Annotated in this window: 18 protein-coding genes; 12 read left to right on the top strand and 6 right to left on the bottom strand. The window is 65.1% G+C overall.

Features of this window, described 5'->3' with window-relative positions:
- The first annotated feature begins 2 nt into the window (after positions 1-2).
- Positions 3-1,013, top strand: a complete 1,011-nt coding sequence (gene lipA / locus RA164_RS14395) for a lipoyl synthase (protein ID WP_329741527.1) — start codon at positions 3-5, stop codon at positions 1,011-1,013.
- An 11-nt stretch (positions 1,014-1,024) separates the two neighbouring features.
- Complete coding sequence (locus RA164_RS14390) at positions 1,025-3,280, top strand: carboxy terminal-processing peptidase (RefSeq protein ID WP_329741526.1); 2,256 nt, start codon at positions 1,025-1,027, stop codon at positions 3,278-3,280.
- 79 nt (positions 3,281-3,359) lie between these two features.
- On the opposite strand, the gene RA164_RS14385 is transcribed toward RA164_RS14390, so the two are convergent.
- Positions 3,360-5,111, bottom strand: a complete 1,752-nt coding sequence (locus RA164_RS14385; protein ID WP_329741525.1) for a M1 family metallopeptidase — start codon at positions 5,109-5,111, stop codon at positions 3,360-3,362.
- 237 nt (positions 5,112-5,348) lie between these two features.
- On the opposite strand from RA164_RS14385, the gene RA164_RS14380 reads away from it, so the two are divergent.
- Positions 5,349-6,413, top strand: a complete 1,065-nt coding sequence (locus RA164_RS14380; RefSeq protein WP_329741524.1) for an IS30 family transposase — start codon at positions 5,349-5,351, stop codon at positions 6,411-6,413.
- Between the two features lie 571 nt (positions 6,414-6,984).
- Here RA164_RS14380 and RA164_RS14375 read toward each other — a convergent pair.
- The 4 genes from RA164_RS14375 to RA164_RS14360 form a co-directional block, all read right to left on the bottom strand.
- Entirely contained in the window at positions 6,985-8,367 is a 1,383-nt protein-coding gene (locus tag RA164_RS14375; RefSeq protein WP_329741523.1) for a leucyl aminopeptidase family protein, read from the bottom strand.
- Positions 8,368-8,450: 83 nt separating this feature from the next.
- Complete coding sequence (locus tag RA164_RS14370; protein WP_329741522.1) at positions 8,451-9,161, bottom strand: HAD family hydrolase; 711 nt, start codon at positions 9,159-9,161, stop codon at positions 8,451-8,453.
- Between the two features lie 2 nt (positions 9,162-9,163).
- Positions 9,164-10,609, bottom strand: a complete 1,446-nt coding sequence (locus RA164_RS14365; RefSeq protein ID WP_329741521.1) for a LysM peptidoglycan-binding domain-containing protein — start codon at positions 10,607-10,609, stop codon at positions 9,164-9,166.
- 229 nt (positions 10,610-10,838) lie between these two features.
- Entirely contained in the window at positions 10,839-12,218 is a 1,380-nt protein-coding gene (locus RA164_RS14360) for a Do family serine endopeptidase (protein WP_329741520.1), read from the bottom strand.
- A 257-nt stretch (positions 12,219-12,475) separates the two neighbouring features.
- Between RA164_RS14360 and RA164_RS14355 the strand changes: the two genes are divergently transcribed.
- From RA164_RS14355 to RA164_RS14325, 7 genes are all read left to right on the top strand, one after another.
- The gene (locus RA164_RS14355) at positions 12,476-14,623 is read left to right on the top strand and encodes an adenosylcobalamin-dependent ribonucleoside-diphosphate reductase (RefSeq protein WP_329741519.1); all 2,148 of its coding nucleotides are present in this window, start codon (positions 12,476-12,478) and stop codon (positions 14,621-14,623) included.
- Positions 14,624-14,676: 53 nt separating this feature from the next.
- Positions 14,677-15,219, top strand: a complete 543-nt coding sequence (locus RA164_RS14350) for a hypothetical protein (protein WP_329741518.1) — start codon at positions 14,677-14,679, stop codon at positions 15,217-15,219.
- 90 nt (positions 15,220-15,309) lie between these two features.
- A complete protein-coding gene (locus RA164_RS14345) occupies positions 15,310-16,071 on the top strand; it encodes a TSCPD domain-containing protein (RefSeq protein WP_329741517.1) in 762 nt (253 codons plus the stop codon).
- A 561-nt stretch (positions 16,072-16,632) separates the two neighbouring features.
- Positions 16,633-17,106: a GNAT family N-acetyltransferase gene (locus RA164_RS14340; protein WP_329741516.1), complete on the top strand. Its 474-nt coding sequence runs from the start codon at positions 16,633-16,635 to the stop codon at positions 17,104-17,106.
- A 70-nt stretch (positions 17,107-17,176) separates the two neighbouring features.
- Positions 17,177-17,605, top strand: a complete 429-nt coding sequence (locus RA164_RS14335; RefSeq protein WP_329741515.1) for a hypothetical protein — start codon at positions 17,177-17,179, stop codon at positions 17,603-17,605.
- Positions 17,606-17,670: 65 nt separating this feature from the next.
- Positions 17,671-17,976, top strand: a complete 306-nt coding sequence (locus tag RA164_RS14330; protein WP_329741514.1) for a hypothetical protein — start codon at positions 17,671-17,673, stop codon at positions 17,974-17,976.
- Between the two features lie 17 nt (positions 17,977-17,993).
- Positions 17,994-18,278: a DUF6881 domain-containing protein gene (locus RA164_RS14325; RefSeq protein WP_329741513.1), complete on the top strand. Its 285-nt coding sequence runs from the start codon at positions 17,994-17,996 to the stop codon at positions 18,276-18,278.
- Between the two features lie 130 nt (positions 18,279-18,408).
- On the opposite strand, the gene RA164_RS14320 is transcribed toward RA164_RS14325, so the two are convergent.
- Positions 18,409-19,197, bottom strand: a complete 789-nt coding sequence (locus RA164_RS14320; RefSeq protein ID WP_329741512.1) for a hypothetical protein — start codon at positions 19,195-19,197, stop codon at positions 18,409-18,411.
- Positions 19,198-19,270: 73 nt separating this feature from the next.
- Between RA164_RS14320 and RA164_RS14315 the strand changes: the two genes are divergently transcribed.
- The gene (locus RA164_RS14315; RefSeq protein ID WP_329741511.1) at positions 19,271-19,825 is read left to right on the top strand and encodes a transglycosylase SLT domain-containing protein; all 555 of its coding nucleotides are present in this window, start codon (positions 19,271-19,273) and stop codon (positions 19,823-19,825) included.
- 152 nt (positions 19,826-19,977) lie between these two features.
- Positions 19,978-20,637: a thiopurine S-methyltransferase gene (locus RA164_RS14310; RefSeq protein WP_329741510.1), complete on the top strand. Its 660-nt coding sequence runs from the start codon at positions 19,978-19,980 to the stop codon at positions 20,635-20,637.
- Positions 20,638-20,657: the final 20 nt, after the last annotated feature.

Below are 20,657 nucleotides of genomic sequence, written 5' to 3'. Positions count from 1 at the left end.
TAATGAGCGAAGCGCCCCTCTCCCCGAACAAGACCATCCCGATCAGTGTCGTCGCCGGTACCCCGGCGGCGGACAAGCAGCTCGGCAACGACAAGATCGCGCTCAACCGCGCCGGTTTCGACACGGCCGTGCCGACCCTGCGCAAGCCTTCGTGGATCCGCGTGCGGCTGCCGCAGGGCAATGCCGTGCAGCAGCTCAAATCGCGCCTGCGCGACAGCTCGCTGGTGACCGTCTGCGAGGAGGCGTCCTGCCCGAACATCCACGAATGCTTCAGCAAGGGCACCGCCACCTTCATGATCCTCGGCGAGGTGTGCACCCGCCGCTGCTCGTTCTGCGACGTGGCCCACGGCCGCCCGGCCGCACCCGATCCGTTGGAACCGGCACGCCTGGCCGAAACCATCCACGACATGCGCCTGCGCTACGTGGTGATCACTTCGGTGGATCGCGACGACCTGCGCGACGGCGGTGCCGAGCACTTCGCCAGCTGCATCCGCGCCGTGCGTCATGCCAGCCCGGACATCAAGATCGAGATCCTCACCCCCGATTTCCGCGGCAAGGGGCGCATGGAGCGCGCGCTGGAAGTGCTCAAGGATTTCCCGCCGGACGTGTTCAACCACAACCTGGAAACCGTGCCGCACCTGTATCGCGAGGTGCGCCCTGGTGCCGATTACCAGTGGTCGCTGGACCTGCTGAAGCGCTTCAAGGCGCAGCATCCGGACGTGCCGACCAAGTCCGGCATCATGCTGGGCCTGGGCGAGACCCGCGACCAGGTGCTGGAGACCATGCGCGACCTGCGCGCGCATGACGTCGAGATGATCACCATCGGCCAGTACCTGCAGCCCACGCCGCATCATCACCCGGTGGTGCGCTACTGGACCCCCGAAGAATTCGACGATCTGCGCAAGGAAGGCGAGGCGATGGGTTTCCATCACGTCGCCTCCGGCCCGCTGGTACGTTCGTCCTACCACGCCGACCTGCAGGCCCATGCGGCCGGCGTTACCGAGCACGCCTGAACGAGACCTCCATGACCTTCCGCCCCGCGCTCGCCCTCCTGATTGCCTTTGTCGTTGCCGCTCCCGTCTGTGCCGCCCAGTCCGCGGCCGACCTGGGGGCCAGCAAGCCCCGCCAGGCGTCCACGCTGCCGCTCAAGCCCACGGCCACCGAAGCACAGGCGGCGCAGCTTTCCGCGCGCTTCCTCACCCGCTTCCACTACGACGCGCAGCCGCTCGACGACGCGATGTCGGAGAAGATCTACAAGGCCTACTTCAAGATGCTGGACGGTGAGAAGGTCTTCTTCACCCAGCAGGACATGGCGAAGTTCGCGCAGTACAAGGACAAGCTCGACGACGCGATCTGGAACGAGGACCTGTCGGCTCCGTTCGACATCTTCAACCAGTACATCCTCAGTGCGGTCAACCGCATGGAGTACGCGCGCAGCCTGTTGAAGAAGGGTTTCGACTTCAACACCGACGAGACCTACAACTACGACCGCAAGCACGCCCAGTGGCCGAAGGACCAGGCCGCGCTGGACGCGTTGTGGCGCAAGCGCACCATGAACGACTGGCTGCGCCTGAAGCTCGCCGGCAAGACCGACGACCAGATCCGCAAGATCCTCGACAAGCGCTACAGCAACTACATCGACCGCGTGAAGCAGCTCGATGGCGAAGACGCGTTCCAGACCTTCATGACCGCCTATGCGGAGTCGACCGATCCGCATACCGACTACCTCGGCCCGCGCGAGGCGCAGAACTTCGACATCTCGATGAAGCTGTCGCTGGAAGGCATCGGTGCGGTGCTGCAGGCGCGCGACGACTACACCCAGATCCGCGAGCTGGTGCCGGGCGGCCCGGCGATCAAGTCGGGCAAGATCCACGTGGGCGACCGCATCGTGGCGGTGGGCCAGGGTGAAAGCGGACCGATGGTGGATGTCATCGGCTGGCGCCTGGACGACGTGGTGAACCTGATCCGCGGCAAGAAGAACACCGTGGTGCGGCTCGAGATCATTCCCGCCAGCACCGGCCTGGACGGCAAGCATGTGCTGGTGACCATGGTGCGCAAGAAGGTCACCATCGCCGAGCAGGCGGCCAAGAAGAAGGTCATCACGATCACCGACGGCGGCGTGACCCGCAAGATCGGCGTGATCGTGCTGCCTGCCTTCTATTCGGACTTCGCCGCACGCATGCGTGGCGACAAGAACTTCAAGAGCGCCACCCGCGACGTGGCCAAGTTGATCGGCGAACTGAAGGCCGAGGGTGTGCAGGGCATCGTCATGGACCTGCGCAACAACGGCGGCGGTTCGCTGTACGAGGCGAACGAGCTCACCGGCCTATTCATCGACAAGGGTCCGGTGGTGCAGGTGCGCGATGCCCGCGGCCAGGTCGACGTGCAGGGTGACGATCACCCGGGCATGGCCTGGAGCGGTCCGCTGGCGGTGCTGGTGAACCGTGGCACGGCGTCGGCGTCGGAGATCTTCTCCGCGGCGATCCAGGACTACGGTCGTGGCCTGATCATCGGTACGCCGACCTTCGGCAAGGGCACGGTGCAGAACCTGGTCGATCTTGACCGCTTCGCGCCGAACACCACCGGCAAGCCGCAGTATGGCGAGCTGAAGATGACCATTGCCGAGTTCTTCCGTATCAACGGCGGCTCCACCCAGCTGAAGGGCGTGACGCCTGACATCGAGTATCCGAAGAGCGGCGACGACAAGGAATTCGGCGAGTCGACCTACGACAATGCCCTGCCGTGGACGCATATCGCGCCGGCCAATTACAAGCCGGTGGCCGACATGCAGGCATGGCTGCCGCAGCTGCGGCAGATGCACCAGGCGCGCGTGGCCAAATCGCCGGCGTGGCAGTTGATGCTCGACGAGTTGGCGCAGTACAGGAAGATGGCGGCGCGCACCACGGTGTCGCTGAACTTCGCCAAGCGCGAGGCCGAGCGCAAGCAGCTCGATGCCATCCAGGCCAGCTTCCGTGCTCGCCAGAAGGCGATCAGTGGCAACGACGCGGCCCTCAGTGACGCGGACACCAACCTCGACGACGGCTTGAATCCGGGCGAGCGCAGCCTGAAGCAGGAGCTGAAGGACGAGCAGGACGCCAAGAAGGCGCCCGATCCGGTCCTGCACGAGACCGCGCACATTCTGTTCGACGCGATCGGCCTGATCCAGCACGACCCGAAGCTGGCGGCCGAGGTGGAACCCTACGGCGGCAAGTTCGACCATGTCGCCGTCGCTACGCTGGCGGCCAAGGCACCGGCCGCGGCGGCATCGACCACGCACTGACCCGCCCGGGTCCGGCAACAAAAAAGGCGGCGCTCAGCGCCGCCTTTTTTGTGGGTCCCCTCCGTCGGGTCCGCCGAACTCAGGAACGGTGGTGTGAAGCAGCCTTGCGCCTGGCACGCTGCTCCGCTTCCCAGTGCTGGAAGGCGGTGATCCGCGGCTCGTCGCGCAGCAGCATCGAGTGTGGGTCGATGGTCACCAAGGCGTCTGCCGGCACGGACAGGCTGCCGTGACCATCGGTCATCGCCACCGTATGCACGCGGCCGTTCACCTGCACGTCCACCGGCATCGGGAACGGCAGGTCGTGCGGTACTACCCAGCGCAGGTCCAGCGTGTTGCCATGGCGCTGCGTCTCCAGCTTCGGCAGTGCCGCCTGGTACAGGTAGACGTTGAAGAACCAGTCGAGCTTCCGGCCGGTGACCTTGTCGACGATGCGCATGAAGTCGTGGGTCGTGGCGTACTGCGGCATGAAGTTGCCGGGTTTCGGATCGGGACGCCCGTACACCAGCAGGCGGATGCTGTCGCAGAACGCCTGATCGCCGATCAGGTGGCGCAGCGTCTGCAGCATCAGCGCGCCCTTGTTGTAGATGTCCTGGCCGGGGCCGCCGCGCGCGTCGTCGTAGACCTGCTCCTCGGTGCGGCTGGTGCCCGAGACCATCGGGTGATGGTTGCGGATCAGCAGGCGCAGCCGGTGCATCCAGCTGTAGTACTCGGCGTCGCCGTCCAGGTATTGCGCGTACAGCGGCTGCATGTAGGTGGCGAAACCCTCGTGCAGCCACATGTCGTCCCAGTTGGCATTGGTCATCTGGTTGCCGAACCACTCGTGCGAGAACTCGTGCTGCAGCAGCGAGTCGAAGCCGCTGCCGTCCAGTGCGTAGTGGTTGCCATAGGCGTTGATGGTCTGGTGCTCCATGCCCAGGTACGGCGTTTCCACCACGCCCATCTTCTCGTCGCCCCACGGATACGGTCCAATTCTGGCCTCGAAGAAGCGCAGCATCTTCGGGAACTGGGCGAACAGTTGTTCGGCCTTGGCCTTCTCGCCCGGCAGGTACCAGTAATACAGCGGAATCGTGTTGCCGAAGCGGCTGTGGTAGCTGCCTTTCAGCTCGTGGTACGGGCCGACATTGATCGAGACGGCATAGGTGGTGGGGTGCTTCGCGCGCCAGTGGTAGGTGCGCGTGTCGCCCTGTTCGGTCACGTCCACCAGCACGCCATTGCCTGGTGCCACCAGCGGCTTGGGTACGGTCACGTACAAATCCACCAGGTCGGGCTTGCCGTCAGGCTGGTCGATGCAGGGCCAGAACAGGTCGCAGCCTTCGCCTTCCACTGCGCTGCCGACCCAGGGCTGGCCGTCTTTCGTGTGGCTCCATACGAAACCGCCGTCCCATGGCGCGTGCCTGGCGACGTGCGGCTTGCCGCCATACACGATGGTGGCGCTGACCTTGCCGCCGCGGACCACGCTGTGCGGCAACTGGATGCGCAGACGACCTTCCGGATTGCTCCATGCGCCGGCAGGCAGGGCCTTGCCGTCCACGCTGATCGCGCGCACCGGCAGGTTGCGATCCAGGTCCACCAGCAGCACGTCGGTGCTCTGTAGTGCGCTGAAGGTGAGCGTGGCCTTGCCGTCGATGCTCTGCGTGCGCGGGTGTACCGCGATGCGCAGCACGGCATGGTCGAAATGCACGAGCCTCTGCGCGGCTGGTTCCGGTGTGCCGGAGTCGCGGGTGAGTGCAGTCAGTGGCGGCTGCTGGACGGTCTGCGACGTCGCGGCATGGGCGAGTGTGGTGCTGCCCAGTCCGAGGGCCAGACTCAGCGCGAGCAGGTGAGGGCGCATGGTGTGTTTCTCCACGGGTACGAACCCTGCACCATGCCACGGCGGCTGTTGGGGCGGTATCGCCGGAAGTCATGACTTGGGGTGGTTTCTGCCTGGGCAGGTCACAGGGGGCGTGCTGCCGTGTTGACGGGGTGTTTTCGAGCGCCTTTCGGCGCCCGAGTCACTTTTCTCTGCATGGCCAGAGAAAAGTAAGGCGGTTTCTATGATCAAGTGCACCACCCCACGACAAGGTGATGCATGGGTCAGCACTATGGACATCTGAGCGCCGAAGAACGGGGCGCGATCATGGTCGGCAAGGCTCGGGGGGAGAGTGCCCGGCAGCTCGCCCTGATGCTGGGTCGCTCACCCAGCACGATTTCGCGGGAGCTGGCTCGCAATGGTCACCAGGAACCGTCCGTCCTGCCTCGGATGGGTCGGCCAAGGTTGAGCTACGACGCCAGTCGAGCCGGCCAACGCGCCCGGCGCCTGGCACGTAAGCCGCGGCGCGAGCGCAAATTGCGGCGGGACGGTCAGCTGTGGTGCCTCGTGCGCCGCTTGCTGGGCAAGGGCTGGTCACCTCAACAGGTGAGTCGCACACTGCGGCGTCATCACCCGGATGAGCGAGCCAAGCACGTGTCGCACGAGACGATCTACACCGCGATCTATGCCGCGCCACGCGGCGAACTGCGGCGGGGCCTGGTCGCACTTCTGCGGCAGCACAAATGTGCGCGTCGGCCGCGTGGTCAGGGTGCGAACCGGCGCGGCCGGATGCACGACTTGCCGAGCATTCATGATCGTCCACTCGAAGCCAATGAACGGCTGTTGCCCGGCCACTGGGAAGGCGACTTCATCAAAGGCGCCCGTAACCGATCCTCGGTGGGCGTACTGGTGGATCGTCGGACACGTTTCCTGAAGCTGGTGAGGATGGAGGGGTGTTTGGCGGAGGATGCGCTGAAAGGCTTCAGCCGCGCATTCCGGCCGCTGCCACCGGAACTGCGCCAGACGCTGACTTACGATCAGGGCAAGGAAATGGCGCTCTACCGGACGCTATCGGAGCGCACTGGATTAGCGATCTACTTCGCCGACCCACGTAGCCCTTGGCAACGCGGCATCTGCGAGAACACCAATGGCCTGCTGCGCCAATACCTGCCTAAAGGTACGGACTTGTCGGTCTACAGCCAGAAGCAGCTCGACGCGATCGCCCGACGCATGAACCTCCGGCCACGTGCCACTCTCGATTACCACTGCCCTGCAGAAATGTTCATCCGTGCCATGGGCAGAGATGATCTGGCCGATGCCATCGATGGTGCACTTCTAGATTGACACCGCCTAACCAAAAGAGAAGCCACCACGATGGCGCGCCCTCCGGCCATCCTGCTCTGCGGGTACGCGGGCGGGTTGCGGGGTTTTTCGACGGGACTCCTGTCCCGGCGAAAAACTGGCCGGCTTCCCTGCCGGCCATCCTGCGGACTTTCCTCCACCCACCCGCCGCGCCATAGGGGCCCCGGGTAGAGCAGCGCGCTCCCAGCGCGCACTTTTCAGAAGAGCCGAAGCAAGAGCCACCGTGCATAACGCCCTGCGCTCTGCTGTTGCTTCTGTGCGCAGGATGCGCGCTGCTCGTCGGGTGGTGAGGTGGGGACGATCAGGCCGCACAGCGGGCGCCGCCATGGATGGCGGTGCCTTTTCGACCGGGCAGGAAGCCTGGCCGAAAAGCCCGGCTACGCCTCACGGACTCGTAGGGCAGGATGCCCGGAGAGCGCCGCACCGGGGTGCCCTTTCTCTTTGGGCACACAAAGAGAAAGGAACTCGGGCTGCGGCAGCAGCACGAAACCGCTTTGTTCTTTGCGGCAGCGATTCGAACTCGCCCACGTCCCACACGGACAAAAGCGAAACCTCAACCCTTCCCGTAGCGCTGCTGCAGCAACGCGAACAGCGCCCGCAACCCCATCGCCTCGCCGCCGCGCGGTCGGCCCGGACGATTGGCGTCGTTCCAGGCGTAGGTGTCCAGATGCAGCCAGGGCAGGCCGTCGGGCACGAAGCGTTCGAGGTACAGCGCAGCGGTGATCGCGCCGCCATGGCGCGACGGGCCGCTGTTGGCGAAGTCGGCCAGGTAGGAGTCGAGCATCTTGCGGTAGGGACGCCACAGCGGCAGGCGCCACAGCGGATCTTCCACTGCCTGACCGGCGGCCAGCACGGCGTCGGCGAGGCGGTCGTCGTTGGCGAACAGGGCCGGCAGGTCCGGGCCCAGCGCCACGCGGGCGGCACCGGTCAGGGTGGCGAAGTCCACCATCAGGTCGGGCTTCTGCTCGGCACCGTAGGCCAGTGCGTCGCACAAAATCAGGCGGCCCTCGGCGTCGGTGTTGTCGATCTCCACGCTGTGGCCGGCGCGGGTCACGATCACCTCGCCGGGGCGGAAGGCATTGCCGGCCACGGCATTCTCGACCGCGGGCACCAGCAGGGTCAGCCGTACCGGCAGCTTCGCCTGCATCACCAGGCCGGCCAGGGCGATCGCATGGGCGGCACCGCCCATGTCTTTCTTCATCCAGCGCATGCCGTCGGCCGGTTTCAGGTCCAGGCCACCGGTGTCGAAGCACACGCCTTTGCCGACCAGCACCAGTTTCGGATGATCGGCCTTGCCCCAGCTCAGTTCGATCAGTCGCGGTGCGCGGTGGCTGGCGCGGCCTACCGCGTGGATGGTGGGGAAGTTCGCCTTCAGCAGTTCGTCGCCGACCCAGTCGCGCACCTTCGCCTTGTGTGCCTTGCCCAGCATCTTGATGGCATCGCCCAGCTGCTCGGGGCCCATGTCCTCGGTCGGCGTGTTGACCAGGTCGCGCACCAGCGCGGTGGCTTCGGCCAGCGGCTGCACGGTGGCGAGCACGGCCTTGTCGACGGCCAGCGTGGCGGGTTCGCGCCCGGCCTTGCGATAGCGGGTGAAAGCGTAGGCGCCGAGTGCCCAGCCGAGTGCCGTCTGCACCGGGTCCAGCGACATGCCGTCGGTGGCGAGCTGGTAGACGCCCTTGGGCAGGGTGGCCGGCAGGGCGGCCAGCGCGGCCAGTGGCGCGTGGGCGTCCACGCCTGCCAGTACACGTGCCAGGCGACCGTTTGCATCGGGCAGCAGCGCGACGCTGCCGGGCTTCGCGTCGAATCCGTTGAGATCGAGCCAGCGCGCCTGCGCGACATCGAGGCGCGTGCGCGCGGCGGCGAGGCCGGACGGGTCGATCGCTTCGATGGCGATGCGTTGGCGGGGGGCGGACGAGCGGTCGATCAGTGCGGACATGCGGGCTCCTCATGACACCAGGCGGCGGGGATCGCCAGGCGGTTGATTCGACCGCACATGATGCGCGCTTTCGGCAGGCCTGCCTATGCCTTGCCGACGGAGCCGCCGTGCCGGTCGAGCCAGTCGGCCAGTTCGGTCAGGTCGTGCAGGTCGAGATCGGGCGGCGCGCCCAGGGCGTCGGGCCAGGCTTCGCCGGCACGGTTGATCCATGCCGTGCGCATGCCGGCATCGCGGGCGCCGGCGATGTCCAGCGCGGGGTCGTCGCCCACGTGCAGGATCGTGTCGGGTGCCACGCCCAGCCGTTCGGCGGCCGCCCGGAAGATGCGCGGATCGGGTTTGGCGACGCCGGTGTCGCGGGCGCAGACGTGGTGGACGAAATGCGCGTGCACGCCGGTCAGTTCCAGGTCGGCATTGCCGTTGGTCAGGCTGGCCAGCGGGCGCAGTGCGGCCAGTCGTGGCAGCGCTGCCGGCACGTCGGGAAACAGCTCGACGCTGTTGCGCGCGTTGAAGTACACGTCCCACAGCGCTTCCAGCGGCGCTTCATCGATGCCGCAGGCAGCGAACGCGCGGCGCATGGTGATGTGCCGCTGCGTGGTGAAGTCGTGGGCCAGGTCGGGCCGCTCGACGGCGACCTGTGCACGCAGCTCGCGCATGGCCGGAATCGGCCATGCGCGGGCAACCTCGGGATGGTGCGCCTGCAGCCACGCGTCCAGCTCGCGGTCGGCACGTTCCAGCGCCGGTCGTACCGGCCACAGGGTGTCGTCCAGGTCGAGCGTCAGCGCAAGGATGCGCACGGTCAGCGTGCGCTGAGGCGCAGCACCTGGCCCGGGCGCACGGTGTTGTTGCCAAGGTGGTTCCAGCGGCGCAGCTCGGCCACGTCCACCGAATGCCGGCGGGCGATGGAGTACAGCGTCTCGCCGGCGCGCACCGTATACGTCGGACCACGCCGCGTGACGGCCACATGGCGATGTTCGGTGTGCGGGCGATCCGCGCTCACGTAGCTGTACGAGCGCACATGGGCGAAGTCGTGGCCACGGCTGCCCGCATCCGCCACGGTGACCGCATCGGCATGCACGTGATCGAGACTGGTCGGCGCCGGCGGAACCGGCTTGGCGATCACGCTGCTGCGCACGTCGGCCAGCTTCGCTTCCTCACGCTCATGCGCACGCCGCTCGGTGGCAGCCGCCATCGATGCCGCTGCCGCGGTGCGCGCGGCCTGCCGGCGTGCCTGGCGCTCGGCCAGTGCGCGACGCGCGGCCAGAGCCTGTGGCGAGGTCGGTTCGGACGACGCCAGCGAGGAATAGGTGGCGCCCGGCGCGGCGATCGGCGAACGGGCCGGCCTGGTCGGCCCGTAGGCGCCGCCGGTCTCGGCCAGGATGCGGGCACGACGTGCACCGTCCAGCGAAGCCAGCCGGGTGCCTTCGCTGTACGGCAGCAGGTGATGCTCGCGCAGCACGGCCTTGCCGCGCGCGCTCTGGGTGAAGTCGACGAACGACTGCACCGCCGCCGCGTGCGGGTCGCCCGGACGCGTCACCAGGTAGATCGGCGTGAACAGCGGGTAGCGGCCGCTGGCGACGTTGCCCAGCGTGGGCGTGCTGCCGTCGATGCGCAGCATCTTAAGGTGCGGGTTGCCCAGCGCGCTGGACAGGGTGGTCACGCCTAGCGAATGCGGGTCCAGCGCCACGCCCTGTTCCAGCGAGGTGGTGCTGAGGTACAGGCGCGGCGAGAACACCGGCTGGCTGCCGCGGCCGAACACCAGGCTGCGCAGGCTGTATTCGACGCCGTCACCGGGACTGGCCACCGCATATACCTGGATGCGTGCGTTCGGGCCGCCGACCTGGTCCCAGTTGGTGATCTTGCGGAAATAGATGTCGTGCAGTTGCTTCAGGGTGATGCCGCTGACCGGGTTGCCGCGGCCGGTGATCACCACCAGTCCGTCCCATGCCACCGGGGTGAAGGTCAGGCTGCGGTCTTCCGCGCTGCCGTCGCTGCCGCGCACGCTGCCAGCGATGTCGGCACTGCCGTTGCTCACTGCGTCGATGCCGGCGGCGGTGTTGAACGACTGGCCCACCAGCCGGCCGTGGCCGGCACGATGCCAGGCGCTGGCCATGCCCTCGACCACGCCGCGGGCGGTCACGATGTCGCCGCTCCAGGTCAGGGTCTGGGTGGCCGCGAAGGCGGTAGTGGCGACACTGGCGCCGAGCAGGGCGACGTAGAGCAGGCGGGTGGGACGGACGGGCATGAGGATGAGTGACCTGGCGGAATGATTGAGTAGTTCGGAGCGTGCCGTCATTGCGACATGCATGCAGTGATGCAATCGCGGTATTTCAGCCGTGGCGCCTGAAAACATCAAGCCGTGTCATGAGCTTGCGTTAAGGATCGGCGCGCGAAGGCAAACTGGTGCGTTCAGAAAATCGTGCTTGTCGATGTGCCTTGGGCGACGCGTTGCGCGCCGCCCACAGAGTGCCGCTTCAGGGAATCGGCACGTAGCTCAGGCCGTTGCGTCCGGCGACCACCAGCACCAGCTGTCGCGGTCGCACGCCGGCCAGCCGGCGGATATCGCGGATGCTGGTGACGCGGTAATTGCCCACCGCGACCACGATGTCGCCGACACCCAGCCCGGCCTGCGCGGCTGCGCTGTCGGCCCGCACCGCGCTCACCGCGACGCCGGCCACGCCCTGGTTGCGCTGGTTCTCGTCCAGCTCGCTGAAGGTCACGCCTGCCAGGCGCGGGTCCAGCTCGCGGCCTTCCACCGTGGCCAGTTTCTCCAGCGCCAGCGTGGCATCCACCTGATGGTCGCCGTGCCTGCCGTGCACGGTGAGGTGCAGCACGGTGCCGACCGGCTGCAGGCCTTCGGTGTTGTGCAGCTGCTGGCTGTCGTGCAACGGCTTGCCGTCCAGTGCGGTGATCACGTCGCCGATCTGCAGCCCGGCCCGGTCGCCCGACGAGCCGCGCGTGACATTGGTCACCACCACGCCCTCGTCATCGAGCAGGCCCAGCATGCGCGCGATGCGCGGGCTGATGTCGCGGGTCTGTATGCCCAGCGTGCCGCGGCTGACCTTGCCGTGCGCGATCAGCTGCTTCATCACCTCGGCGGCAAGGTTGGAGGGAATCGCGAAGCCGATGCCCACGTTGCCGCCCGACGGCGAGAAGATCATCGAGTTGATGCCGACCAACTGGCCGCGCAGGTTCACCAGTGCGCCGCCGGAATTGCCGGGGTTGATCGAAGCGTCGGTCTGGATGAAGTTCTGGTAGCCCGAGCCGCCCAGGCCCGAACGCCCCAGCGCGGAGACGATGCCGGAGGTGACCGTCTCGCTGAGTCCGAACGGTTCGCCCACCGCCACCACGAAGTCGCCCACGCGCAGCTTCGATGAGTCGGCCAGCGGCAGTGCCTGCAGGTGGTCGGCGTCGATCTTCACCACGGCGATGTCGGTGGCCGGGTCGGTGCCGACCAGGTGCCCCTTGAAGCTGCGGCCGTCCTGCAGCGTCACGGTGATGTCGTCGGCGCCGCCGACCACATGGTTGTTGGTGAGGATGTAACCCTTGGTCGCGTTAACGATCACACCCGAGCCCAGACTCTGCTTCACCTTCTCGCGCGGCGTGCCGGACAGGCCGAAGAACTGGCGGAATACCGGGTCGTCGAAATACGGGTTGCGCACCGCCACGCGGGTCCGGGTGGAAATGTTCACCACGGCCGGGGTCACGTGCTGCAGCATCGGCGCCAGCGAGGGCAGCGGTTGCCCGTTCACCTCGGGCGGCATGCCGGCATGGCCGGCGGCGGACAGGGTGCCGCCGAGCAGGGCGACGAACGCGGCGGCAAGCCAGCGTGACGGACGGTGACGTTGGGGCATGGACTCCTCCTGCATGCGCGATCAAAAGCGGCGCTGTTTCGACTCGCGTCGGCGGCTGCGGTTCCTTGCGGAAATTTGGTGTCAACCACTTTACATCGACCGGTCCCGGGTTTAACTTGCAGCATCACCAGTGACCACAACATCTTGTGTGTCCGTCAGGATGACCAGCCCAGATGCAGGTGGAAAGCGCCAAGTCGTCGGGGCGGGGGAATTTTAGAATCCAGCGGGCGCGCAGCCGCCCGGGAGATCGTGAAACGATGACTACCGTGCGTGCTCCAGCCGCTCAGCGTGACGTTGCAGAAATTCCACTGCAGCCGGCTTCGCAGGACATCTGGGACAAGAAATACCGTCTGCGTACCAAGCTGGGCGAACCGGTCGACGCCGACGTCGACGGCACCTGGCAGCGCGTCGCCCATGCCCTGGCCGAGGTGGAGGCCACGCCCGAACTGCGCGAGCACTGGAACGAACGCTTCCTGTGGGCGCTGCGTCACGGTGCCATTCCCGCCGGCCGCATCACCTCCAACGCCGGCGCGCTGGCGCACAAGCCGGCTACGTCCACCATCAACTGCACGGTGTCCGGCACCATCCACGACTCCATGGACAACATCCTGGAGAAGGTGCACGAGGCGGGCCTCACGCTGAAGGCCGGCTGCGGCATCGGCTACGAATTCTCCACGCTGCGTCCGCGCGGCGCGTACGTGTCGGGTGCGGGTGCCTACACCTCCGGCCCGCTGTCCTTCATGGATATCTACGACAAGATGTGCTTCACCGTGTCGTCGGCCGGCGGTCGCCGCGGCGCGCAGATGGGCACCTTCGATGTCAGCCATCCGGACGTGAAGGAATTCATCCGCGCCAAGCGCGAAGACGGTCGCCTGCGCCAGTTCAACCTGTCGCTGCTGGTCACCGGTGGCTTCATGGAAGCGGTCGAGCACGACCAGGACTGGCCGCTGGTGTTCCCGGTGCACGTGAAGGAAAAAGGCGAGCTGGACCTGGACGATCCCGCCCAGGTGGTGTGGCGCGAATGGCCCACCCACCAGAACTACGTGGAGCGCGAGGACGGCTTGGTCGCCTGCAAGATCTACGGCCACATCCGCGCGCGTCACCTGTGGGACATGATCATGGTCTCCACGTACGACTACGCGGAGCCGGGCTTCATCCTGATCGACATGGTCAACGAGATGAACAACAACTGGTGGTGCGAGCACATCCGCGCCACCAACCCCTGCGGCGAGCAGCCGCTGCCGCCGTACGGCTCGTGCCTGCTCGGTTCGGTCAACCTGACTAGGTTCGTGCGCGACCCGTTCGGCCCCAAGGCCCGTTTCGACTGGGACGAGTACCGCGAGGTGGTGAAGGTGTTCACCCGCATGCTCGACAACGTGGTCGAGATCAACGGCCTGCCGCTGCAGCAGCAGCGCGACGAGATCATGAACAAGCGTCGCCACGGCATGGGCTTCCTGGGCCTGGGTTCCACCCTGTCCATGCTCAAGATGCGCTACGGCACGGCCGAGGCAGTCAGCTTCACCGAAGACGTCTCGCGCGAAATGGCCGTGGCCGGCTGGGAAGTCGCGCTCGACCTGGCCAAGGAAAAGGGCGCCGCGCCCGTGCTGGCCAAGGACTACACCGTCACCGGCGACATGCTGCGCAAGCGCCCCGAGATGGTCGGCGACGGCTGGAAAGTCGGCGACAGCATTCCCGGCCGCGTGCTGCACGCCAAGTACAGCCGCTACATGCAGCGCATCGCCAGCGTGGCGCCCAACCTGGTCAAGCAGCTGGCCGAGACCGGTGCGCGCTTCACCCACCACAGCTCGATCGCGCCCACCGGCACCATTTCCCTGTCGCTGGCCAACAACGCCAGCAACGGCATCGAGCCCAGCTTCGCCCATCACTATTCGCGCAACGTCATCCGCGAAGGTCGCAAGACCAAGGAAAAGGTCGAGGTCTACAGCTACGAGCTGCTGGCCTACCGCGCGCTGATCAACGCCGACGCGATGCCGTTCTCCGACGACCCCAAGGCCAAGCTGCCGGACTACTTCGTCGCCGCCGACGACATCTCCCCCAAAGAGCACGTGGACATTCAGGCCGCGTCGCAGAAATGGATCGACTCGTCCATTTCCAAGACCGCCAATGTGCCTACCGACTACCCCTACGAAGACTTCAAGGACATCTATTTCTACGCCTACAAGCAGGGCCTGAAGGGATGCACCACCTTCCGTTTCAACCCCGCTGCATTCCAGGGTGTGCTGGTGAAGGAAGCCGACCTTGCGAACACCCTCTACCACTTCGAACTGGAAGACGGTAGCGTTATCGAACTTCGCGGCAACGAGGAAGTGGAATACGACGGCGAAATGCATACTGCCGCCAACCTCTTCGACGCCCTGAAGGAAGGGTATTACGGCAAGTTCTAGCTCCATCGAAGTTTCACGGAAACATCAAACCACTGCCCGAGGGGAAGACCCGCATGTCCACTGATCCCGTAGTCGAAGCGCAAGACAGCGCCGCGCCGGCCGCCCCCGCGGCGGCGGACGCTCCTGCCGCTGCTGTCGCGGCACCTGCCAAGAAAAAACCGGCCAAGAAGGCGGTGAAGAAGGCGGCTGCCAAGAAAGCCGCGCCGAAGAAAGCTGCCGCCAAGAAGGCCGCCGCCAAGAAAGCGGTGAAGAAAGCTGCCGCCAAGAAGGCCGCGCCGAAGAAGGCCGCAGCCAAGAAGGCGGTGAAGAAGGCTGCCGCGAAGAAGGCCGCGCCGAAGAAGGCTGCCGCCAAGAAAGCGGTGAAGAAGGCCGTCGCGAAGAAGGCTGCGCCGAAAAAGGCCGCCAAGAAGGTTGTCGCCAAGAAGGCGGCCAAGAAGGTGGCCAAAAAAGCCGCCGTGAAGAAAGCGGCGCCGAAGAAGGCCGCCGTGAAGAAAGCCGCCGTCAAGGCGGTGAAGAGGTCCACTGCCAGCAAGAAGGCGACCGTGAAGGCGGCCAAGAAGCCCGCCAAGAAGGCCGCCGGCAAGAAAAAGAAGTAAGCACCCACACGCCCGGCCCGGTCGCGAGCCGGGCCGGGCGTGCTTTTTCCAGTGCCGCGCGCCGCCATCCCAACCAGGAATAAAAACATCATGGCGATCAAGATCGAAAAGAAGATCACGGGTTACAACGTCGTCAAACCCGAAGACAAGGCCGCGCCGGCCGTCACCGACCAGCTCAAGGCCGCCGCCAAGCCGGCCGAGCCCAAGCAGGCCGAAGTCATCCAGATGCACGAGAGCGTCGAGCGCCCCGAGCAGCTCATCGGCTCCACCTTCAAGATCAAGTCGCCGCTGTTCGAGCACGCGCTGTACGTCACCATCAACGACATCGTGCTCAACCCCGGCACCAAGTACGAGCAGCGCCGCCCCTTCGAGATCTTCATCAACTCGAAGAACATGGACCACTTCCAGTGGATCGTGGCGCTTACCCGCATCATCTCCGCCGTGTTCCGCAAGGGCGGCGACGTCACCTTCCTGGCCGAAGAGATGAAGGCCGTGTTCGACCCGCGCGGCGGCTACTTCAAGGCCGGCGGCGTCTACATGCCCAGCATCGTCGCCGAGATCGGCGCGGTGATCGAGCAGCACATGAAGAACATCGGCCTGATCCACGATCCGGAAATGGACGAGTCCACCCGCCAGCTCATCGCCGAAAAGCGCGCCGCCTACGAACAGCAGACCGCCGGCACGTCGAGCAGCAGCGAACCGGCCGCCGAAGCTTCCGGCAGCGGCAGCGAATCCAGCGCCAGCGGCTTCCCGCCCGGTGCCACCCTGTGTGCCAAGTGCAATACCCAGGCGCTGGTGCTGATGGACGGGTGCCAGACGTGTTTGAACTGTGGGTATTCGAAGTGCGGGTGAGTGAGGCTCGCAGTAGGAAGTGAAGCAAGAAGGGCGGCCGTGAGGCTGCCCTTTTGCTTTTTGTGACTGGCAAAAAGCATAGTGGGATTAGGTTGTCGAGTTAGGCTGCGGAGAAAAGAATAAGTCATTGATTTATGTATGCCTCAAGCTTGGCTTGAGGTCTGATTTTCAGGATTATGCTGCTGTATTAGACTGCATTTTGAAATCTACTTTGAGTTCAGCAGTGAAAGCGCCGAGCCGTCGCAATGATCAACACGTACGTCAGGAAGCGGAGCAACCTGATTGACTGAGTCGAGCCACCACGGATACTCAACGAAGTGCCCTGGCATCCGGATAACGGCGTTGATCCGGATGCCAGGGCACTTCGTTGTTCAAAGAGGCGCGCCGCAGTTGCTGCAGCGCGCTTCGATCGGAACACTGACGGCATTCAATCGCGCGCTGCTCGACGCTCTCCCTCCCGAACTACACGTTCAAGTTGACCGCGCGCCGTCATGTCGCGAAAACCTATCCGCGCGAAGCGCGGCAACTTAACTTATGAGTTAGCTGTCAAATGGAGCCTTCGTGGAAATTCGCGCCGCAAATCCGAACGATTTCCATGGGGCGTTGGCCGTCCAACACGCCGTCATCGCGCGGGATCATCCGTACGAATACGCGCGGAACATCCTTTGCTCGGGCACGGTCAACCTAGTCGCAGTTCATGACGGTGCCATCGTAGGCTTCATCTCTGTCTTGCTCGGTGGGCTAAATCCGAACGGTCAGCACTTATGGGAACGACTGCGGCCTTACCTTGCCTTTGTCGGTGTGCTGCCCGAACTGCAAGGCCAACATGTTGGAGCTGAGCTCATTCGGCACGCACTACAACTGAGCGACCCGCGCGCCACTTCTGGCATGTGGCTCGAATGCCCGGAGAGCGCCTCAACGTTCTACGAAAAGGTTGGTTTCGTCCGTGTAACGCCAGAAGCTATTCAACAACACACCGGCTTGTCTCCAAAAGGGCCGGTCTACCGACTCGCAAGCAAGCCATTGGTAGGCTAGCAGCTAACATCTCGTTCAAGGCGAACGCGCTGACGCGCGCCGCTTAACTCAAGCGTTAGGCGTTAGAAGCATGCGTGTTTGGCTAATTGTGCGATGGGCACTCATTGCTGCGTCAGCGGTTGGCGCATTCTTCGTGCCGCTTGGTCCTCAGGCATCGCCACCCATCGGGTGGGGTGCGTTGCTGGCCATCTTCGCATTCTGCTCACTTGGCCCGCTGTTCGTTCTCGGACTTCAAGTCATCAACCCACGCTCGCCAAAGGCGTGGCTTCGCCCTTCATGGCACCTCAACCCGTTCAACTTTCGGCAGCCTCTTCAGTTCTTCCATTTGGGCGCCTACATCTGCTTGGCACAGGCACTTGTCGTTTTAGTTCGCCTGGTCTTCTCACAAACCTCGTTCTATGTTGAGGCACTGGTGCCTCTGGCCATGGCCGCCGGCGTCCTCCTTGGCCTTAAGCTAGTCATGTTGGTATTCCGCGCAAAAATCGAGCGTGGCGCCTAACATCCCGTTCAAGGCGGACGCGCGTACCGCGCGCCGCTTAACTCCAGCGTTAGGCGTCAAGGGAAATGACATCATTCATCGACAAGCTCCATGACGCTTCCTTGGCCACCGTTGCCTTCGACTGGAAGGCGCGCACGTGCAGCTTCAATTTTTCAGGTGCGCCACAGAGCCTTGAGCCGTTTAGCGTCATCTTCGGCAACGTTACCAAGCTAGTTGTTCCCGCATCCTACCCTTGGGGTTCGTCGATCTCGGTGTTGGAGTTTCGCGACAAAGGCGAGGGGCTTTACGAGCTTGCCATGCAGTCTGGCGACACAATCGTGATCGTGGCGCCTAACATTTCGTTCAAGGCGGACGGCTCCGCCACCGCTTAACTCCAGCGTTAGACATCATGGAATACATCGACGTCATGTGGCACCACGAAAGGAATCAAGACCCCATCCGTCTCGTCTCCGAGCTGGACGCGCAACGCTATGAAGTACGCAAGCTTGAGTTTTTCCGTAGTGGTGCGGTCGGCTTCGCACGCCCTGGTCAGCAGTCCGAAGGTACCGAGCTTGGTGAGTTGCCAGTTCCGCCCTTGGCGGAGATCAACGCATCATCTGAGTTCAGCGGCACCCCCATCGCCGGCACAGCATTCGAGCAACTGTGGCACGAGCATGTATCGCAGCGTGTCTAACTACTCGTTCAAGGCGGACGCGCAGGAAAAACAGGGGGCAGAGTTCACTTTCTCGTAGAGCCTGCCTTGCTCCTTTCCCCTTTTTAGGGCGGCAAAAGAGGGCGGAGGGAATTAGGTGCTCAGTGACGTGTCACTTCCCCTTGTCAGCCCCAAGCCAGCGCATCTCGCAATACGAATCCGCCACCACCCACGCCGCCGCCGTCAGTACCCAGGTCGCATAGGTCTCGCCCCAGTGGAAGGCGCTGACATGGCCCCTGGCGACCATCGGTAGCCAGATCAGCAGCAGGAACAGACCCATCATCACGGCCGATAGGGTGGCAGCCAGCCGGTCCAGCACGTTGAGCAGGATCGCCGCGCCCGCGGCGAGGTAGGCGCTGCCGGTCAGGTAGGCCCAGAACACCGGTGCATGCAGCCAGTGGGGAATCAGCGGGGCGGTGAGGTTGAGATAGACGAAGTGCGAGAAGCCGAAGCCGAGCAGCGCCAGGCCGTAGAGCACGCGCGCCATGCGCAGGCCACGCTGGCCGACGGCGAAGCCGAGTCGGCGCCGGTCCGCGTCGGTGGCGAACCACGCGTATAGCACCCAGGTGCCGGCCACGACCACCGCCATTTCGCTGCAGTACTGGTACGAGCCTTCGGTGAGCGGCGCGCGGATGATCATCGGCAGCTTGAACACCAGCAGCCACAGCAGCGCGTAGATGAACAGCACGCGCGCCGCCAGCGAATGCGTGCGCGATCCGAACAGGCCGACTCCGCATGCCAGCGCGACCACGGCGCACAGATACGACAGAAGCGTGGCATCGGGCACGTGATCGAACACCGGCTGCCATATCGCGGTGAAGCTGCCTTCGATCAAACCCAACAGGCCCAGGGCGATCAGGGTTGCCGCGAACGCGGCATGCCCTATGCTTGCGATACGCATGGCTTGATCCTCTCTGGAGCAAAGAGTGTCGGCAACAATACTGGGGCATCGAACAGCACGATATGTCGGCTTGGTGATTCTTGCGATAGGTCTGTTGGCCCTCGGTGGCTGTGCCACCGCCCCGCCGCGCAACCCTGACAACCTATGTTCGATCTTCCACCAGTACCCGAGCTGGTACCGTGATGCCCGTCGGGCGCAGAAGCGCTGGGGCACGCCGGCCAACGTGCTGATGGCGTTCGTGCAGCGGGAATCCGACTTCCATGCCAAGGCCCGTCCGGCACGACCGCACTTCCTGTTCATTCCGCTGCCGCGCCGTTCCAGCGCCTATGGCTACGCGCAGGCGCAGGACCCGGTGTGGCGCGCGTACCTCAAGGCCAATGGCCACTGGTTCAAGAGCCGCAAGCACATGGGCAGCTCGCTCGATTTCATCGGCTGGTACACCGACCTGATCCACCGCGAGCTGGGCATCTCCAAGTGGGACCCGCGGCACCTTTACATTGCGTACCACGAAGGCATTCAGGGCTATCGCAGCGGTTACTGGCGGCACGACCGCCACCTGCTCGAAACCGCCGACTACGTCGACCGCCTTGCTCGCGAATACGGCGCCCAGCTGCGGGAGTGCCGATAGCCGCCCGGCGCATCCGCGGGTTGTGCCCGGTGTGGGTGTGCCGCTGAGCGGTTACAAGGTCGTGACGCGTGAACCGGTCCTGCCGGGCCTCATGTACCGGTGCGCCATCCCCGCTACCATGGGCTTCCCCATGTTCCGGCAGGAGAAGCGCCTTGGACCCCGAGTTCTGGCATCAGCGTTGGCGCGAAGGGCGCATCGGTTTTCATCAGGACCAGGTGACGCCGTTGCTGCTGGAGCTGTGGCCGGCGCTGCAATTGCCGCGCGGCAGTCGCGTGTTCGTGCCGCTGGCCGGCAAGTCGCTGGACCTGGTGTGGCTGGCGGCGCAGGGTTACCGCGTGCTGGGGGTGGAGCTGTCGCCGCTGGCGGTGCAGCAGTTCTTCGCCGAACACGGGCTGACGCCGGAAGAACATGTGTCGCCGTATGGCCGGCATTTCCGCGCTGGCGATATCGAGCTGGTCTGCGGCGACGTGTTCGATACCGATGCGGCGGCGCTGGCCGACTGCGCCGGGGTCTACGACCGTGGCGCGGTGATCGCGCTGCCGCCGGCGCTGCGCCAGCGCTATGCGCACGAGCTGTATGCGCGGCTGCCGGCCGGCTGCCGCGGCTTGATGATCACCCTGGAATACCCGCAGCACGAAAAGCAGGGGCCGCCGTTCTCGGTGCCGCAGGCCGAGGTGCAGACGCTGTTCGGCGCCGGCTGGACGATCAGCCAGCTGACCCATCGCGACATCCTGGCGCAGCAGCCCGGCTTCATCGAGGAAGGTGTGACCGCCCTGGCCACGGCCGCGTACGGGCTTGAGCGGAACGCCTGAGCGGGCATACGGGATCAGGG

The organism is Dyella sp. A6, assembly GCF_036320485.1.
Lineage (GTDB): Bacteria > Pseudomonadota > Gammaproteobacteria > Xanthomonadales > Rhodanobacteraceae > Rhodanobacter_A > Rhodanobacter_A aluminiiresistens.
The sequence above is the reverse complement of the archived record's forward strand: the minus strand, read 5'-3'. Positions and strand labels throughout refer to the sequence as shown.

Excerpts from the sequence above, each read along its gene's own strand:
- RA164_RS14325 (WP_329741513.1), top strand. The coding sequence starts at position 17,994 with ATGGAATACATCGACGTCATGTGGCACCACGAAAGGAATCAAGACCCC.
- RA164_RS14355 (WP_329741519.1), top strand. The coding sequence starts at position 12,476 with ATGACTACCGTGCGTGCTCCAGCCGCTCAGCGTGACGTTGCAGAAATT.
- RA164_RS14330 (WP_329741514.1), top strand. The coding sequence starts at position 17,671 with ATGACATCATTCATCGACAAGCTCCATGACGCTTCCTTGGCCACCGTT.
- RA164_RS14350 (WP_329741518.1), top strand. The coding sequence starts at position 14,677 with ATGTCCACTGATCCCGTAGTCGAAGCGCAAGACAGCGCCGCGCCGGCC.
- RA164_RS14390 (WP_329741526.1), top strand. The coding sequence starts at position 1,025 with ATGACCTTCCGCCCCGCGCTCGCCCTCCTGATTGCCTTTGTCGTTGCC.
- RA164_RS14380 (WP_329741524.1), top strand. The coding sequence starts at position 5,349 with ATGGGTCAGCACTATGGACATCTGAGCGCCGAAGAACGGGGCGCGATC.
- RA164_RS14360 (WP_329741520.1), bottom strand. The coding sequence starts at position 12,218 with ATGCCCCAACGTCACCGTCCGTCACGCTGGCTTGCCGCCGCGTTCGTC.
- RA164_RS14345 (WP_329741517.1), top strand. The coding sequence starts at position 15,310 with ATGGCGATCAAGATCGAAAAGAAGATCACGGGTTACAACGTCGTCAAA.
- RA164_RS14335 (WP_329741515.1), top strand. The coding sequence starts at position 17,177 with ATGCGTGTTTGGCTAATTGTGCGATGGGCACTCATTGCTGCGTCAGCG.
- RA164_RS14320 (WP_329741512.1), bottom strand. The coding sequence starts at position 19,197 with ATGCGTATCGCAAGCATAGGGCATGCCGCGTTCGCGGCAACCCTGATC.
- lipA (WP_329741527.1), top strand. The coding sequence starts at position 3 with ATGAGCGAAGCGCCCCTCTCCCCGAACAAGACCATCCCGATCAGTGTC.
- RA164_RS14375 (WP_329741523.1), bottom strand. The coding sequence starts at position 8,367 with ATGTCCGCACTGATCGACCGCTCGTCCGCCCCCCGCCAACGCATCGCC.
- RA164_RS14385 (WP_329741525.1), bottom strand. The coding sequence starts at position 5,111 with ATGCGCCCTCACCTGCTCGCGCTGAGTCTGGCCCTCGGACTGGGCAGC.
- RA164_RS14365 (WP_329741521.1), bottom strand. The coding sequence starts at position 10,609 with ATGCCCGTCCGTCCCACCCGCCTGCTCTACGTCGCCCTGCTCGGCGCC.